Annotated in this window: 16 protein-coding genes; 7 read left to right on the forward strand and 9 right to left on the reverse strand. The window is 73.2% G+C overall.

Translation table 11 applies throughout. The features are described from left to right. Nucleotides 1–26 precede the first annotated feature (26 nt). Complete coding sequence (locus IR158_RS02995) at nucleotides 27–962, reverse strand: hypothetical protein (protein ID WP_291809319.1); 936 nt, start codon at nucleotides 960–962, stop codon at nucleotides 27–29. Between the two features lie 84 nt (nucleotides 963–1,046). Between IR158_RS02995 and IR158_RS03000 the strand changes: the two genes are divergently transcribed. Together IR158_RS03000 and IR158_RS03005 are read left to right on the forward strand one after the other, a co-directional pair. Further along, the gene (locus IR158_RS03000) at nucleotides 1,047–1,616 is read left to right on the forward strand and encodes an HhH-GPD-type base excision DNA repair protein (RefSeq protein WP_291809321.1); all 570 of its coding nucleotides are present in this window, start codon (nucleotides 1,047–1,049) and stop codon (nucleotides 1,614–1,616) included. A 100-nt stretch (nucleotides 1,617–1,716) separates the two neighbouring features. Further along, nucleotides 1,717–2,955 (forward strand): DUF418 domain-containing protein, encoded by a 1,239-nt coding sequence (locus tag IR158_RS03005; protein ID WP_291809323.1) that lies wholly within the window; start codon nucleotides 1,717–1,719, stop codon nucleotides 2,953–2,955. 38 nt (nucleotides 2,956–2,993) lie between these two features. Here the strand turns inward: IR158_RS03005 and IR158_RS03010 are convergent, their stop codons facing one another. The 8 genes from IR158_RS03010 to IR158_RS03045 all read right to left on the reverse strand — a co-directional run bounded on the left by IR158_RS03010 (nucleotide 2,994) and on the right by IR158_RS03045 (nucleotide 8,790). Beyond that, nucleotides 2,994–3,455, reverse strand: coding sequence for a hypothetical protein (locus tag IR158_RS03010; RefSeq protein ID WP_291809325.1), 462 nt, complete (start codon nucleotides 3,453–3,455; stop codon nucleotides 2,994–2,996). Nucleotides 3,456–3,457: 2 nt separating this feature from the next. Further along, entirely contained in the window at nucleotides 3,458–4,252 is a 795-nt protein-coding gene (locus IR158_RS03015; RefSeq protein WP_291809328.1) for a coenzyme F420-0:L-glutamate ligase, read from the reverse strand. Further along, a complete protein-coding gene (locus tag IR158_RS03020; RefSeq protein ID WP_291809330.1) occupies nucleotides 4,249–5,250 on the reverse strand; it encodes a TIGR03557 family F420-dependent LLM class oxidoreductase in 1,002 nt (333 codons plus the stop codon). Before IR158_RS03020 ends, IR158_RS03015 begins: the two co-directional genes overlap by 4 nt. Nucleotides 5,251–5,326: 76 nt before the next feature. Then, complete coding sequence (locus IR158_RS03025) at nucleotides 5,327–5,941, reverse strand: uridine kinase (protein ID WP_366928401.1); 615 nt, start codon at nucleotides 5,939–5,941, stop codon at nucleotides 5,327–5,329. A gap of 79 nt (nucleotides 5,942–6,020) precedes the next feature. Further along, nucleotides 6,021–7,022: an NAD(P)-dependent alcohol dehydrogenase gene (locus tag IR158_RS03030; protein WP_291809332.1), complete on the reverse strand. Its 1,002-nt coding sequence runs from the start codon at nucleotides 7,020–7,022 to the stop codon at nucleotides 6,021–6,023. Between the two features lie 22 nt (nucleotides 7,023–7,044). Further along, nucleotides 7,045–7,272, reverse strand: coding sequence for a helix-turn-helix transcriptional regulator (locus IR158_RS03035; protein ID WP_291809334.1), 228 nt, complete (start codon nucleotides 7,270–7,272; stop codon nucleotides 7,045–7,047). Between the two features lies 1 nt (nucleotide 7,273). Then, on the reverse strand, nucleotides 7,274–7,693 hold the full coding sequence (locus IR158_RS03040) for a hypothetical protein (protein ID WP_291809336.1): 420 nt from the start codon (nucleotides 7,691–7,693) through the stop codon (nucleotides 7,274–7,276). A gap of 119 nt (nucleotides 7,694–7,812) precedes the next feature. Then, nucleotides 7,813–8,790: a DMT family transporter gene (locus IR158_RS03045; protein ID WP_291809338.1), complete on the reverse strand. Its 978-nt coding sequence runs from the start codon at nucleotides 8,788–8,790 to the stop codon at nucleotides 7,813–7,815. A gap of 84 nt (nucleotides 8,791–8,874) precedes the next feature. Between IR158_RS03045 and IR158_RS03050 the strand changes: the two genes are divergently transcribed. From IR158_RS03050 to IR158_RS03070, 5 genes are all read left to right on the forward strand, one after another. Then, nucleotides 8,875–9,426, forward strand: a complete 552-nt coding sequence (locus tag IR158_RS03050; protein ID WP_291809340.1) for a CGNR zinc finger domain-containing protein — start codon at nucleotides 8,875–8,877, stop codon at nucleotides 9,424–9,426. Between the two features lie 61 nt (nucleotides 9,427–9,487). Next, complete coding sequence (gene valS, locus IR158_RS03055) at nucleotides 9,488–12,148, forward strand: valine--tRNA ligase (protein WP_291809342.1); 2,661 nt, start codon at nucleotides 9,488–9,490, stop codon at nucleotides 12,146–12,148. Nucleotides 12,149–12,316: 168 nt separating this feature from the next. After that, entirely contained in the window at nucleotides 12,317–13,111 is a 795-nt protein-coding gene (locus tag IR158_RS03060) for a transporter substrate-binding domain-containing protein (RefSeq protein WP_291809344.1), read from the forward strand. Beyond that, nucleotides 13,111–13,932, forward strand: a complete 822-nt coding sequence (locus IR158_RS03065) for an amino acid ABC transporter permease (RefSeq protein WP_291809346.1) — start codon at nucleotides 13,111–13,113, stop codon at nucleotides 13,930–13,932. The genes IR158_RS03060 and IR158_RS03065 overlap by 1 nt, the downstream gene beginning before the upstream one ends. Continuing rightward, nucleotides 13,929–14,702, forward strand: coding sequence for an amino acid ABC transporter ATP-binding protein (locus IR158_RS03070; RefSeq protein WP_291809348.1), 774 nt, complete (start codon nucleotides 13,929–13,931; stop codon nucleotides 14,700–14,702). Before IR158_RS03065 ends, IR158_RS03070 begins: the two co-directional genes overlap by 4 nt. Nucleotides 14,703–14,726: the final 24 nt, after the last annotated feature.

Raw genomic sequence — 14,726 nt, forward strand, 5'->3', positions numbered from 1 at the left:
CTCGACACGGCGGAACCGTGCGGCACTCAGACGCCTGCTTCGACGCCCATCTTGTGCTTAAGTACCTCGACTCGAAGGTTCAGCGCCTCCAGGGTTGGCGACTCCATCACACCCTCGATGAGCCCAGCAAGAACGATCTGGGTGGCACGCTGGCGATAACCTCGACCCTGCGCGTATAACAGCGGCGCAAGAAGCCCTGCCAGCCAGAACCAGGGCGACCAGGAGATCGCGAGCGCTGCCGTCAAGATCGCGAGCGGCAGCGGCACGGCAGTGCGCAGATCAGCCTCAGCCGAGAGCCGATCCCACTCGTCGTAAAGTTCCTTGCTCTTGACCTGAAGCCTCACAACGAGCCCCGGAGCCTCTTGGTCGATGCGCCAGAGTGTCGCCTCAAGCAAATCGGAACGCACATCTGCATCAGACATCCCGGGCTCTGCCGGGTTGCGGACAACCTCACGGAACGCTTCGTGCTCCTCCTCCGCGATCACGCGCAGGACGGTCGGATGGATCTGAGCGATATCTCGCTCTACTCGCACCCGCAGATGCGAGCCCACGGAACCCGACACCTTGCGCGCCATTTGCTCTTCGCGCCACCTGCTTGCGAGGAGTGGGTTCATCCCGTTGGCCGCGAAGCGCAGCGCTTCAAGCGGTCGATCATCGTTGGAGTACTTGATGTACAGCCAAGCGGCAACCCGCTGTGCGCCGACGACGAAGAACTCAGCCATTTTTGGGGCGCCGTTGACCAGGATCGAACCGAGCAGATAGCAGACGAAACCCCCCGCGGCGAGACTGACACTTGGGCCGAGCACATCAACTGTCCGATACAAGAACTCTGGGAGCCCTGTCGCGGCGGGCGCGGCGGGAAAAAACTTGCCAAAGCTGAACCACCAGGCCGCCGCGAGAATGACGCCGACCGCAAGCGGAGCACGAACCTCCCGCGCGCCGGTTACAAGACTGCCGATCATGACCGGAGGCTACCTCCCGCAACCACCCAGCGAGCGAGTTCGACCGCAGACCCGAGGCTGCCATTGCTGCGGCAGAATGGGCGCATGACGCTGTGGATGACGGGCGACCAGACTGCCGACCGCCTGCTCAACGACGACCCGTTCGCACTCCTGATCGGCATGCTCCTCGACCAGCAGGTGCCCATGGAGACCGCCTTCGTGGGGCCCGCGAAGATCGCCGACCGCATGGGCGGCCTGGACGTGCACCGCATCGCCGATGCGGACCCCGAGCAGTTCGCCGCGCTGTGCGCCACGCCGCCGGCGGTGCACCGCTACCCCGGGTCGATGGCGGGTCGGATCCAGGCCGTCGCACGTGCCGTCGTCGACGAGTACGACGGTGACGTCACGCGGATCTGGACGGACGGCGATCCTGACGGACCGACCGTCCTGCGGCGCCTCAAGGCGCTGCCCGGATTCGGCGACCAGAAGGCCCGCATCTTCCTCGCGCTGCTCGGCAAGCAGCGCGGCGTGCAGCCCGCGGGCTGGCGTGAGGCGGCCGGTGCCTACGGCGACGACGCGTTCCGGTCGATCGCGGACGTCCGCGACGCCGCGTCGCTGGGCAAGGTCCGCGAGACCAAGCGCGCCGCGAAGGCCGCCGCCAAGGCGGCCCGCTGACCTGCTCCTCCGCGGTCGCCCGGTTCCGTCCCACGACTGACAGCAGAACCATCCGCGAGACCGACGCGCCACCACCGGCGTGACCGCCACGATGGGCGGCATGACGACGACGCCCCCCTCCTCGTTGCCGCACGCCGCGCTCGTCCCCCTGCCGAGGCCCCCGCACGCACCGGTCGTGCCCGTCCCGGTCGAGCGCCGCGCGGTGGCACCCGACGTCGCGCGGGGCCTCGCGCTGCTCGGCATCGCGGTCGCCAACGCGGTCGTGCACCTCTCGGGCGGCGTGGTCGGCCTGGGCATGCGGCCGGTCGACTCGTCCGGGCTCGACCGCGCCGTCGACGGTGTGGTCTCCCTGCTGATCGACCGCCGCACCATGCCGATGTTCGCGCTGCTGTACGGGTACGGGATCGGGGTCGTCGTGCGTCGGCGGGCCGCGGCGTGGGTGCCGTGGCCGGCGTGCCGTGCCGACCTGCTGCGCCGCGCGGCCGTGCTCGTCGCGTTCGGCGCCGCGCACCTCGTCCTGCTCTTCGAGGGGGACATCCTCGGCGCGTACGGCGTGGCGGGTCTGGTGGCGGTCCTGTTCGTGCGCGCCTCGGACCGCACCCTGCTGGTGACGGCCGCGCTGCTCCTGGCCGTCAGCGGGTTCCTCGGCGGCGCGCTGGGCGGCGCCGTGGTCTTCAAGGATGCCTTCGACATGGGCCCCCTGACCGTCCCGTCCGTCGAGTCACCCCTGCTGGCGATGGGGGCGCGCGCGCTGTCCGGCTTCGTCGGCGCGCCGCTCGGTGCCGTCATCGCGCTGCCGCTCGTCCTGGTCGGGCTGTGGGGTGCCCGGCGCGAGGTCCTCGAGCGCCCCGCGGACCACGTCCGCCTGCTGCGCCGCACGGCCGTCGTGGGCCTGACGGTCAGCGTCCTCGGTGCCGTGCCGTTCGCGACGGCCGTCGCGCGGCTGCGGGACCCGTCGGCGCTCGACGCGTTCGGCTCGGCGATGCTGCACGAGCTCACGGGCGCCGCAGGCGGGGTCGCGTTCGCCGCGCTGGTCGCCTGGGCCGTCGCCGCCCGCGGCACGACGCTCGCGACCCTCGGACCGGTGGGCCGCGCCCTGCGTGCCGTCGGCACGCGGTCGCTGACCTGCTACCTGCTGCAGTCGGTGCTGTTCGTCCTGCCGCTCGCCCCGTGGGCGGGCGGGCTCGGCGTCCACCTCGGCTCGGCGCAGGTGGTCGCGTGGGCCGTCGGGGTGTGGCTGGTCACGGTCGCGGTCGCGGTGGCGCTGGAGGCGGCCGGGCGCAGCGGCCCCGCGGAGTCGCTCTACCGGCGGCTCGTGTACCGGCGGGCAGCGGCCTGAGGCGTCGGTGTCGCGCGCGGAGGGCCGGCCCAGCGGTGTCAGGACCGCTCCGGGTCCTCCTGCTGGTCGACGACGCCGAGCAGCCACCCCGGTCCGACGACCGCCGCATCGCCGAGGCGGGCGCGCAGCCCGCGGTCGGCGGTGACGACCAGGGCCCGGGCGCCGGCCGCCCGCGCCCGGACGACGACCTCCGCGTCACCGTCGCGCGGCGCGAGGTGGACGGCGAGTCCGGGCGCACCGGGATCGGTCGCCGTCCGCGCCTGCCCCTCGAGGACGACGTCGACGTGCCGCACCCGCACGCCGGTGCCGTCCGGCAGCGAGGTCGTCACGTCGACGAGGGCACCGAGGCGCCCGAGCAGCCGGGTGGCCGCGCCGGCGCGGTCCCGCCACCACCCGTCGGGCCGTGAGCCCACCACGTTGGCGGCGTCGACGACCAGCACCACGTCCCGCGGCGCCGGGGCGGCCCGTGCCGTCGCAGGACGCGGTCCCGGCTCGGCCACGCTCAGCGCCCGGGACGCTCGAGCGCGTCCTTCCACCCCTGCGCGTACGCCTCGGCGGACCCCTGGTGGAACATGTCGTCGGGGCCCGTGCGCACCAGCACGCGCGCCCCGGGTCCGTCGTCGTCCGTCACGACGTGACCGACCCCGCGCACGACGGCCACCGGACGCCCCGACGCCTTGCCCTTGACCAGCTCGGCAGCGCTCGCGATCTCGTCGGCGACGGCCGCCACGGTCATCGTCAGTGGCCGCCCGAACGTGTCGACCTGGCCGCGCAGGTCGTCGAGGACCTCGACGCCGGCAGCGCCGATCGCGAGGTCCGTGACCCCCTGGCGCCACGGGCGTCCCGCGGTGTCGGTGACGATGACCCCGACCCGCACGCCGAACGCGGCGGCCAGCCCGGCACGCAGGGCCCGCGCCGACCGGTCGGGGTCGAGCGGGAGCAGCAGCACCGTGCCCTCGGGGGTGTTCGACGCGTCCACGCCGGCGGCGGCCATCACCAGGCCCAGGTGGTTCTCGACGATGCGCGTGACCCCGCCGGGGTGCTCGCGCGTTGCGACCACACGCACGGTCTGTTCGGTGATCGCCCGCTCACGGTCGTCGGCGGCGACCACGCGCCCCTCGGCCTTCGACACGACCTTGCTCGTGACGACGACCACGTCCCCGTCGGTGAGCGCGTGCCCCGGGTCGGCGGCGGCGTCCGCCCGCAGGGCCGCGACGAGCAGCGCGACCAGGTCGTCGCCCGGGACGACCTCGCGGATGCCGTCGGGCGCCCAGACGCGCAGCTCGCCCACGGTCACCGCGCGAGCTTGGGCAGCACGTCGCGGCCGAAGACCTCGATCCACTCGCGCTGGTTGCGGCCGACGTTGTGCAGGTAGATCCGGTCGAACCCGAGGTCGACGTACTTCTGGATCTCCGCGCGGTGCACGTCCGGGTCCGACGAGATGACCATGCGGCCCTCGAAGTCCTCGGGGCGCACGAGCTTGGCCATCTGCTCGAAGTCGAACGGCGAGCGGATGTCGGCCTTGGGGAACTTCATGCCGCCGTTGGGCCACTCGTGCATCGCGTTCGCGAGCGCCTCCTCGTCGGTCGGCGCCCACGACAGGTGCAGCTGCAGCACCTTGGGCATCGCGTCGGGGTCCTTGCCGGCCTCGCGCGCGCCCTCGGCGAACTTGCCGAACAGTCCGCTGATCTTCTCGAGCGGCGCGCCGACCGTGATGATGCCGTCCGCGTGCCGCCCGGTGCGCTTGGCCGTGACGGGGCCCGCCGTCGCCACGAGGATCTCGGGCGCCACCTCCGGCATCGTCCACAGGCGCGTCGACTCGAGCTTGTAGAAGGTGCCCGAGTGCTTGACGTCCTTGCCTGCCAGGGAGGCCGAGAACAGCTTGTTGATGATGTCGATGGCCTCGAACATGCGGTTGATGCGCTCGGGCGCCTCGGGCCAGTAGCCGGCCACGACGTGCTCGTTGAGCGCCTCGCCCGAGCCCAGGCCCAGCCAGTGCCGTCCGGGGTACATCGCGGCGAGCGTCGCCGAGGCCTGCGCGACCATCGCCGGGTGCCAGCGGAACGTCGGCGCGGTGACGCCCGGCCCCATGTCCCCGGTGGTGCGCTCGCCGACGGCCGTGAGCACGTTCCACACGAACGAGGACTGCCCCTGCGCGGGCACCCACGGTGCGAAGTGGTCCGCGGCCATGACGCCGGAGAACCCGTGCTGCTCGGCGTACGCCGAGAGCTCCACGGCCTCGCGAGGGTGGAACTGCTCCAGCATGGCCGCGTACCCGACCGTCAGACCTGCCACGTGATGTGCCTCCCCGAGTGCTCGTCCTTGCCGACCGAGCCTAGCCCCGCGCCTGCGCAGGGCGCCCGGCCGGGCGTCAGCGCACGACGAGCGCGGGGTGCCGCGGGTCGTCGACGCGCGCGACGACGTCGGCGACGTCCTGCGGGCCGACCTCCTGCTCGTAGCGCGTGAACGCGGGCAGCTGCCACGCACGGTCGGGCCCGAGCCGGCGCGCGAGCGTCGCGGGGCGCACGGCCAGGTGCACCGTGAGCTCGGCGTCGAACCACCGCCCCAGCAGCAGCTCGCCGTCGAGGAGGAGCACCGCGCCCTCGTCCTCCCGCACCCGCTCGGCACGGGTCGCGCGGTCGCGCGCGGCGTCGCGCAGCGTCGGCAGGTACGTACCGTCGACGACGAACGGGTCGAGGACCTCGCGCGCGAGCGCACGCGCGTCGAGCCGGTCCTCGAGGTACGCGTCCGGGTCGTGCCGCCCGTGCTCGAGGCGCAGGGACGCGGGCCGCAGGAAGTCGTCGGCGTGCACGCGCGCGACCGGGCGTCCCGCGGCGCGCAGGGGCTCGACGAGCGCGTCGGCGAGCGCGTCGGGCCGCAGGGCCGCGGCGCCGTCGACGAGCACACGGCACCGGCCCGGGTGCGCGAGCACGAGCTCGACGACGTGCGCGACGAGGGCGGCGGGGGTCGTCGGTCGCACGTGCACGGTGCCCACCTCATCACGAGCCCTTTCACGACCCTGCGTCGGACCGACGGGCGCGGGCTCCCCCGCGCCCGTCGGCGCGTCACGGGTGCAGCAGCACCGAGCCAGCCTTGCGACCGGTCTCCACGTACACGTGCGCGGCCGCGGCCTCCGCGAGCGGGTAGCTGCGGTCCACGACGGCCCGCACGTGGCCGTCGCGCAGCATGCCGACGAGCACCTGCATGTCGGCGCGCTGGTCGGGCGCCGGTCGCAGACCCGTGAAGGCGACGGCTGCCGTCCGTCCGCGCTCCCACCTGCGGGTCGCGGTGCGCACCAGGACGCCGACCGACGGGACCGTCGTGAGGTAGCTCCCGCGCTCGGTGAGCAGGTGCCGGCACGCGCGGGGCGAGCTGGTGCCCACGGCGTCGAGCACGACGTCGTAGCTGCCGGTGAGGCGCTCGAGCGGGGTCCTGGAGCGGTCGACGACGTCGACCGCCCCGAGGTCGGCGACGAGACCCGCGTGCGCGGGCCCGCAGACCCCGGTCACGGCGGCACCGAGGTGGGTGGCCAGCTGGACCACGGACGCGCCGACGGCCCCTGCTGCCCCGTTGACGAGCACCCGCATGCCCGGGCGGGCACGGACGTGGTCCCGGACGAACGGCAACGCCGTCAGGCCGCCCTCGACGACGGCCACGGCGTCGTCGTCCGTGACGTCGTCGGGCAGTGCCACGACGTTCCCTGCGGGGACCCTCACCCGCTCGGCGTAGCCGCCCATCGCGAGGCCGGTCCGGGCGACGACGCGGTCCCCGACGCGCCAGGGAGCGGCGTCGACACCGACCGTCGTGACGACGCCCACGAGGGTTCCGCCGAGCACGCGGCGACGGGGCCTCAGAAGTCCGGACGCCAGCCGCGCGAAGGCGGGGTCGGCGGCCCGGAACGCCGTCTCGGCACGGGTGACGGCGACGGTCCGCACCGAGATGACGACGTCCTGCGGCCCGGGCACGGGGACGGGCAGGCGCGTGGCCTGCAGGACGTCGGGTGGTCCGTAGCGGTCGGCGACGACGGCGGTCATGGTCGCGGTCGGGTGGTCGGTGGTGGTGCGCACGGCAACCTCCTGGTGGTGGGCGTCAGCCCTCGTCGTCGGGGTAGGCGAAGACCTCGTCGAGCGGCACCCCGAGCGCCCTCGCGATCTGGAAGGCGGTCTCCAGGGACGGCGAGTACCGCCCCTGCTCGATCGCGATGACGGTCTGGCGGGTGACGCCCAGGCGGGCCGCGAGGTCGGCCTGCGTCATGTCGTCGCGCGCCGCTCGAAGTGCCCGGATGCGGTTGGTGACCCGGGTGGGTCGCCCGCCCACGTCAGAACCCCCGGCGGTAGACGACGACCTTGACGACACTGGCCACGATCGCCCCGAGCACGTACGCGAGGTACATCGCGTTGGCGACCCAGAAGTGGTCGCTCTCGGCGAGCGTGAGGCAGAACGGCAGCACCATGGCGACGGCGAGGACGAAGCCTCCGACGTACTCCCCGCGCCGGTCGATCTCGCGGTCGCGCATGTCGGGCCGCTGCGTCTCGCTCGGCCGGACGACCTCGACCAGGATGCGGACGACCATCCTCAGCAGCACCGAGACGCCGATGCTCCACAGCAGCACGGGCACGTACCGGACGTCGGTCACCGGCCCGCCGCCGGTGCGCTGCAGCACGACCGCGACGTAGCCGCCCCAGACCACCAGCGCCACGAGCCCGTAGACCCACGCGCCCTTCTCCTCGTACGTCATGCCGACTCCCGTGTGATGTCAAGAATGTTTGACATGCTCAGGGTGCCGGAGGGGGTGCTGGATGTCAAGAATGTTTGACATGCGCAGCGGTCGCGACGCGCGCGACGGCGTCCGACCCGTCAGGCGGGCTCAGCCGCGGGCTCGGGGACGACCTCGACCGCCGGGGGCGGCGCCGCGCCCCGGCGCACGTCGCGGTCCGCGCCCGCACGCACCAGCGCGACCCCTGCGACGACGAGCACGGCACCCAGCCCCTGCACGACGAGCGGCTGCTCCCCGAGCAGCACCCACGCGAGGAGCACCGACAGCAGGACCTCGGACAGGGCCAGGAACGACGCCAGCCGCTCCCCCAGCAGCCGCACCGAGACCGCCGACACCCCGTACGCGAACGCGGTCGGCACGGCGCCGACGACGAGCAGCGGCACCGCCCAGTGCACCTGCGCGCCGAGCACGTCGACCCGGACGTCGGGGGCCTCGACGGGCAGCACGCCGACCGCCGCGAGCGACCCCACGACGACCGCGCCCACGAGCATCGCGGCGCCTGCGAGGCTCACGGGCGGCAGCGCGATGGGTCGTGCCGTCAGGGCGAAGTACCCGGCGTTGCCGATCGCGGCACCGCACGCGAAGACCAGACCGAGCGGGTCGAGCTGCAGGCTGCCGGTGACGTCCAGCACGAGCACGAGGCCACCCATGGCCAGGGCCGCCCCGACGAGGGTGGCACGGGCCGGCACGCGTCCGGTCCGTGCCCAGCCCCAGAGGAGCAGGAGCAGCGGACCGGTGTACTCGACGAGCAGGGCGACGGCCACGGGCAGCCGGTCGACCGCGAAGAAGTACAGCGTCGAGGCCCCGGCGACGCCGAGGATGCCGAGCCCGACGACGGTGGCCCAGTCGGTGCGCAGCGTCGACCAGCGCCCGCGCAGCGCCCACGCCGCGGGCCCGGCGAGCAGGAGCGCGCCGATCGCCAGGCGCACGACGATGGCCGCCCCGGGGCTCCAGCCGGCGGCGAGCAGCGGCTTGACGACCGGCCCGCTCGTGGCGAACGCGAGCGCGGCGACGAGCCCCGCGACGATCCCGGCGCTGCGCGCACCCGACCCCTGCACCTTGTCTCCTCCGGCGGAACCGATGTCAGGAGTCAATGCCTCCTATGCTCGTGACGCTAGCCCGCTGCCGCGACAGGAGTCAATGTGGTTTTCGCTCGTGACACCGAGATGAATCTGCTCGCAGCCGCCGAGCTGGTGAACACCGCGCGCCGCCGCGACGGCCACGACGCCCTGAGCACGGTCGCAGACCTCGACGCGTACTTCACGCGCTGGGGCTACACCGGCCGGCACGACCGCGACGACGCGGAGGTCGCGCACGTGCGCGCGGCCCGCGACCGCATCGCCCGGCTGTGGGACGTCGAGCGCGACGAGGCCGCCGAGCTCGTCAACGCGATGCTGCGCGAGGCCGACGCGGTCCCGCACCTCGTCCGGCACGACGCGGTGGACTGGCACCTGCACGCCACGGTCCCGGGCGCCGCGCTCGCGAGCGTCATCGTCGTCGAGACCGCGATGGGCGTCGTCGACGTCGTCCGGTCCGACGAGTACGCGCGCATGAGGCGGTGCGCGGGCGCGGGTTGCCGTGCGGTGCTGGTGGACCTCTCGCGCAACCGCTCGCGACGGTTCTGCGACGTCAACGCGTGCGGCAACCGCGCGCACGTCGCCGCCTACCGCGCCCGCCGCGCGGCCCACGGATAGCGCCGCCCGGACCGCTCGCGCGTGCACTCGCGGGGGTGTCGATCTGGGAGGATGGGTGACCATGAGCGACCACACCCCCCGCACCGATACCCCGACGAGCGCCACCGCCGCCCGCCAGGTACCGGACAAGGTGACGGTCGACGGGCTGGAGGACCGCTGGTCGCGCACGTGGGCCGAGCAGGACACGTACACGTTCGACCGCACGGCCGAGCGCGAGCAGGTCTACTCGATCGACACCCCGCCCCCGACGGTGTCCGGCTCGCTGCACGTCGGCCACGTGTTCTCGTACACCCACACCGACGTCGTCGCGCGCTTCCAGCGCATGCGCGGCCGCGAGGTCATGTACCCGATGGGCTGGGACGACAACGGGCTGCCGACCGAGCGTCGCGTGCAGAACTACTACGGCGTGCGCTGCGACCCGTCGCTCCCCTACGTCGAGGGCTTCGTGCCGCCGCACAACGGCACCGACGGCAAGGCCGTCAAGCCCGGCGACCAGGTGCCGGTGTCGCGCCGCAACTTCATCGAGCTGTGCGAGCGGCTGTCGGCCGAGGACGAGCTCCAGTTCGAGGCGCTGTGGCGCCGCCTGGGCCTCTCCGTCGACTGGTCGATGACGTACCAGACCATCGGCGCGAAGGCCCGCGCGGTGTCGCAGCGCGCGTTCCTGCGCAACCTCGGCCGCGGCGAGGCGTACCAGGCCGAGGCGCCCGGTCTGTGGGACGTGACGTTCCAGACCGCCGTCGCGCAGGCCGAGCTCGAGGCCCGCGACTACCCCGGCGCGTTCCACAAGGTCGCCTTCCACCGCCCGGACGGCGAGCAGGTCGTCATCGAGACGACGCGCCCGGAGCTGCTGCCCGCGTGCGTCGCGCTCATCGCGCACCCCGACGACGAGCGCTACCAGCACCTGTTCGGCACGACGGTGACGAGCCCCCTGTTCGGCGTCGAGCTGCCCGTGCTCGCGCACCCCGCCGCCGAGCCCGACAAGGGCGCGGGCATCGCGATGTGCTGCACCTTCGGTGACCTGACCGACGTGCAGTGGTGGCGCGAGCTGCGCCTGCCGACGCGCTCGGTCATGGGGCGCGACGGCCGCATCCTGCGGGACACGCCGGAGTGGCTGACGTCCGACGCGGGGCGCGCGCTCTACGGCGACATCGCCGGCAAGACGACCTTCAGCGCGCGCGAGGCCGTCGTGGCAGGGCTGCGCGAGTCCGGCGACCTGCTGGGCGAGCCGGTCCCGACGCAGCGCAAGGCCAACTTCTACGAGAAGGGCGACAAGCCCCTCGAGATCGTCACGAGCCGCCAGTGGTACATCCGCAACGGCGGTCGCGACGAGCACCTGCGCGACGAGCTGCTCGCCCGCGGCCAGGAGCTTGCGTTCCACCCCGAGTTCATGCGCGTGCGGTACGACAACTGGGTCGGCGGCCTCAACGGCGACTGGCTGGTCTCGCGCCAGCGCTTCTTCGGCGTGCCGATCCCGGTCTGGTACCCGCTGGACGGGCAGGGCGAGCCGCGGTACGACTCCCCGCTCGTGCCGGACGAGGCCGCGCTGCCGGTCGACCCGTCGAGCGACGTCCCGGCCGGCTACACCGCCGACCAGCGCGGCGTGCCCGGCGGGTTCGTCGGCGACCCCGACATCATGGACACGTGGGCGACGAGCTCGCTGACCCCGCAGATCGTGTGCGGCTGGCTCGACGACCCCGACCTGTTCGCGCGGACGTTCCCGATGGACCTGCGCCCGCAGGGGCAGGACATCATCCGCACCTGGCTGTTCTCGTCGGTGGTGCGCGCGCACCTGGAGTCGGGCTCGCTGCCGTGGAAGCACGCGGCGATCAGCGGCTGGATCCTCGACCCCGACCGCAAGAAGATGAGCAAGTCGAAGGGCAACGTCGTCACGCCCATGGGCCTGCTCGAGGAGCACGGCTCGGACGCGGTGCGCTACTGGGCCGCCAGCGCCCGGCTGGGCACCGACGCGGCGTTCGAGGTCGGCCAGATGAAGATCGGCCGCCGCCTGGCGATCAAGGTCCTCAACGCGAGCAAGTTCGTGCTGTCGTTCGGGCCCGCGGACGAGCCGGTGTCGCTCGACGCCACGCTCGTGACCGAGCCGCTGGACCGGGCGATGCTCGCCGGCCTCGCGACCGTCGTCGACCAGGCGACCGCCGCCCTGGAGGGCTACGACCACACGCGCGCCCTGGAGCTCACGGAGACGTTCTTCTGGACGTTCTGCGACGACTACCTCGAGCTGGTCAAGGACCGTGCGTACGGTGCGGGCGCCTCGGACGCGGAGGTCACGCCCGCGACGGCCTCGGCACGCGCGGCGCTCGGCCTGGCCCTCGACACGCTGCTGCGCCTGTTCGCGCCCGTGCTGCCGTACGCGACCGAGGAGGTCTGGTCGTGGTGGCGCGAGGGCACGGTGCACCGCGCGCCGTGGCCGACGAGCGACGCGCTGCGCGCCGCGGCCGGCGACGCCGATCCGGGCCTCGTCGCCGGTGCGGGCGCCGCGCTCGCCGCACTGCGCAAGGTGAAGTCCGAGGCGAAGGTGTCCATGCGCACGCCCGTCGAGCACGCCGTCCTCGAGGTGCCGGACGCCCTGCGCGCCGGTGTCGAGGCCGCGCTCGACGACGTCCGCAACGCGGGCCGCGCGACCGGGACGCTGGAGATCGCGACCGGCACCGGGGACACGGTCGTCGCCCGGGACGCGCGCCTCGGGGAGGCCGTCGCCCGGTGACCCACCGCCGGGCGATCGGGCCGCGTCGAGCAGGGCGCGGCCCCGCCCGGGCGTGCGCGAGCACGCCGTGGGAGGGTCGGGACAGAGGTCCCGGGCACCCCCGCAACGGATAGGAATGATGTGTGGCGTATAGTTATGCGCGCACCGCTCCGCTCGGAAGGACCACCCATGCGCCACCCCCTGCCCGTCAGCGCCCTGGCCGCTGCCGCACTGCTCGCCCTGACCGCCTGCTCCAGCGGGAACGACACGGCGGGTGACGACGGCGAGCTCGCGCTCGTGAACGACGGCACCCTGACCGTCTGCACGAACCCGCCGTTCGAGCCGTTCGAGTACGAGGAGGACGGCGAGATCGTCGGCCTCGACATGGCCATCACCGGCGAGATCGCGGCCGACCTGGGCGTCGAGCTGCGACCGCTCAACACGGGCTTCGACGCGATCGAGTCCGGTGCGGCCCTCAACGCCCGCCAGTGCGACATCGCGGCGTCGGCGCTCACCATCACCGAGGCCCGCGAGAAGAACGTCGACTTCACCGACGCGTACTTCGACGCGGACCAGGGCGTGCTGGTCGCCTCCGGGTCGACCGTGGCGGACGAGGCGGGCCTGCAGGGCACGAAGATCGGCGTCCAGCAGGCCACGACCGGCGCCACGTGGGTCGACGAGCAGGGCCTCGAGGGCGTCCAGTTCGAGGACCTCGGGCTGCAGATCCAGTCGCTGCGCAACGGCCAGGTCGACGTGGTCATGAACGACGTCACCGTGCTGGAGCCGTACGCGGGCGACGGGCTCGAGATCGCCTTCGTCGTGCCGACCGGTGAGCAGTACGGCCTCGCCGTCCGCACCGGCAACACCGCACTCCTCGACGCCGCGAACGCGACGCTCGAGCGGATCACGCAGGACGGCACGTACGACGAGCTCGTGGCCGAGTACTTCGGCGCGGGCGAGCCGACGGCCGAGCCCACGGACTGATGTCGGTCGACCTCTCGGCGGCCGCCGGCCGGGCTCGCATGAGCCCGCGCCGGCGGGCCCGGCTGTCGCGCGGCGTCCAGTACGTCGTGCTGCTCGCCGTCCTCGCGCTGCTGCTCTCGACGGCGGACTGGAGCACGGTCGGCCAGACGATCTTCAACCCGGCCGCGGCCGGCGAGATGCTCGACCGGCTCCCCCGCGCGTTCCTCAACACGGTGACGTACACGCTCGCCGCGTTCGCGGTCGGCCTGAGCCTCGGCACGGTGCTCGCCCTGATGCGCCTGTCGTCGGTCGCGCCGTACCGCTGGATCTCCACGACGTACGTCGAGTTCTTCCGCGGCATCCCCGCCCTGCTCGTCGTGATCGCCGTCGGGTACGCCGTGCCGATCGCCTTCGGCATCGCCCTGACGTCGATCATCGCCATCGCCGCCATCGCGCTGGGCTCGGTGTCCGCCGCCTACATCTCCGAGACCCTCCGCGCGGGCATCCAGGCCGTCCCCCGCGGACAGGTCGAGGCGGCACGGTCCCTGGGGATGTCGCACACCCGCACCATGGTCCAGGTCGTGCTCCCCCAGGCGTTCCGCACGGTGATGCCGCCGCTGACCAACGAGGTCCTGCTCCTGACGAAGGACACCTCGCTGCTGTTCGTGCTCGGCCAGACGCCCGCGTACTTCGAGCTGACCAAGGTCGGGCGTGACGCGCTGTCGACGGCGTCGGGCGGTCTCACGGGCCTCTTCGTCGTCGGCGCCTGCTACCTCGTCATCACCATCCCGCTCGGCATCGTCGCCCGACGGCTCGAGCGGCGCACAGGAGGACGCGCATGACCGCCGACCCCGCACGGCCCGTCGTCCGGGTCCGGGACCTGCACAAGTCGTTCGGCGAGCACGAGGTGCTCCGGGGCATCGACCTCGACGTCCAGGCCGGTGAGGTCGTCTGCGTGATCGGCCCGTCGGGGTCGGGCAAGTCGACGCTGCTGCGCTGCGTGAACCTGCTCGAGCAGCCCACGTCGGGCAGCATCGAGCTGCTGGGCGCCGAGGTCACGGACCCCGACGTCGACATCGACCGCGTCCGCACGCACGTCGGCATGGTCTTCCAGCAGTTCAACCTGTTCAGCCACCGGACCGTGCTCGAGAACTGCACCATGGCGCAGCGCACCGTGCTGCGCCGCTCGCGTGCGGAGGCGGAGCGCGTCGCGCTCGCGAACCTCGAGCGCGTCGGCCTCGCCGAGCGGCCGGACGCGATGCCCGCGCAGCTCTCGGGCGGGCAGCAGCAGCGCGTCGCGATCGCCCGCGCGCTGTCGATGGACCCGCAGCTCATGCTCTTCGACGAGCCGACGTCCGCCCTCGACCCCGAGCTCGTCGGCGACGTCCTCGGCGTCATGCGGGACCTCGCGGACGGCGGCATGACGATGCTCGTCGTCACCCACGAGATGGCCTTCGCCCGCGAGGTCGGCGACCGCGTCGTCTTCATGGACGACGGCACGGTCGTCGAGACCGGACCTGCCGACCAGGTCATCGGCGCACCCCGCGAGGAGCGCACCCGCACCTTCCTGCAGCGGGTGCTCGATCCCACACACCAGTCCCCCACGAGGTGAACGTCACGGCACTACTGTCGTGAC

Origin of the sequence: Cellulomonas sp. (assembly GCF_015234515.1) — a bacterium.
Classification (GTDB): domain Bacteria; phylum Actinomycetota; class Actinomycetes; order Actinomycetales; family Cellulomonadaceae; genus Cellulomonas.

Bases quoted from the DNA above. Each gene is read 5' to 3' on its own strand.
- IR158_RS02995 (WP_291809319.1), bottom strand. From the start codon at position 962: ATGATCGGCAGTCTTGTAACCGGCGCGCGGGAGGTTCGTGCTCCGCTT.
- IR158_RS03000 (WP_291809321.1), top strand. From the start codon at position 1,047: ATGACGCTGTGGATGACGGGCGACCAGACTGCCGACCGCCTGCTCAAC.
- IR158_RS03005 (WP_291809323.1), top strand. From the start codon at position 1,717: ATGACGACGACGCCCCCCTCCTCGTTGCCGCACGCCGCGCTCGTCCCC.
- IR158_RS03040 (WP_291809336.1), bottom strand. From the start codon at position 7,693: ATGACGTACGAGGAGAAGGGCGCGTGGGTCTACGGGCTCGTGGCGCTG.
- valS (WP_291809342.1), top strand. From the start codon at position 9,488: ATGAGCGACCACACCCCCCGCACCGATACCCCGACGAGCGCCACCGCC.
- IR158_RS03060 (WP_291809344.1), top strand. From the start codon at position 12,317: ATGCGCCACCCCCTGCCCGTCAGCGCCCTGGCCGCTGCCGCACTGCTC.
- IR158_RS03065 (WP_291809346.1), top strand. From the start codon at position 13,111: ATGTCGGTCGACCTCTCGGCGGCCGCCGGCCGGGCTCGCATGAGCCCG.
- IR158_RS03070 (WP_291809348.1), top strand. From the start codon at position 13,929: ATGACCGCCGACCCCGCACGGCCCGTCGTCCGGGTCCGGGACCTGCAC.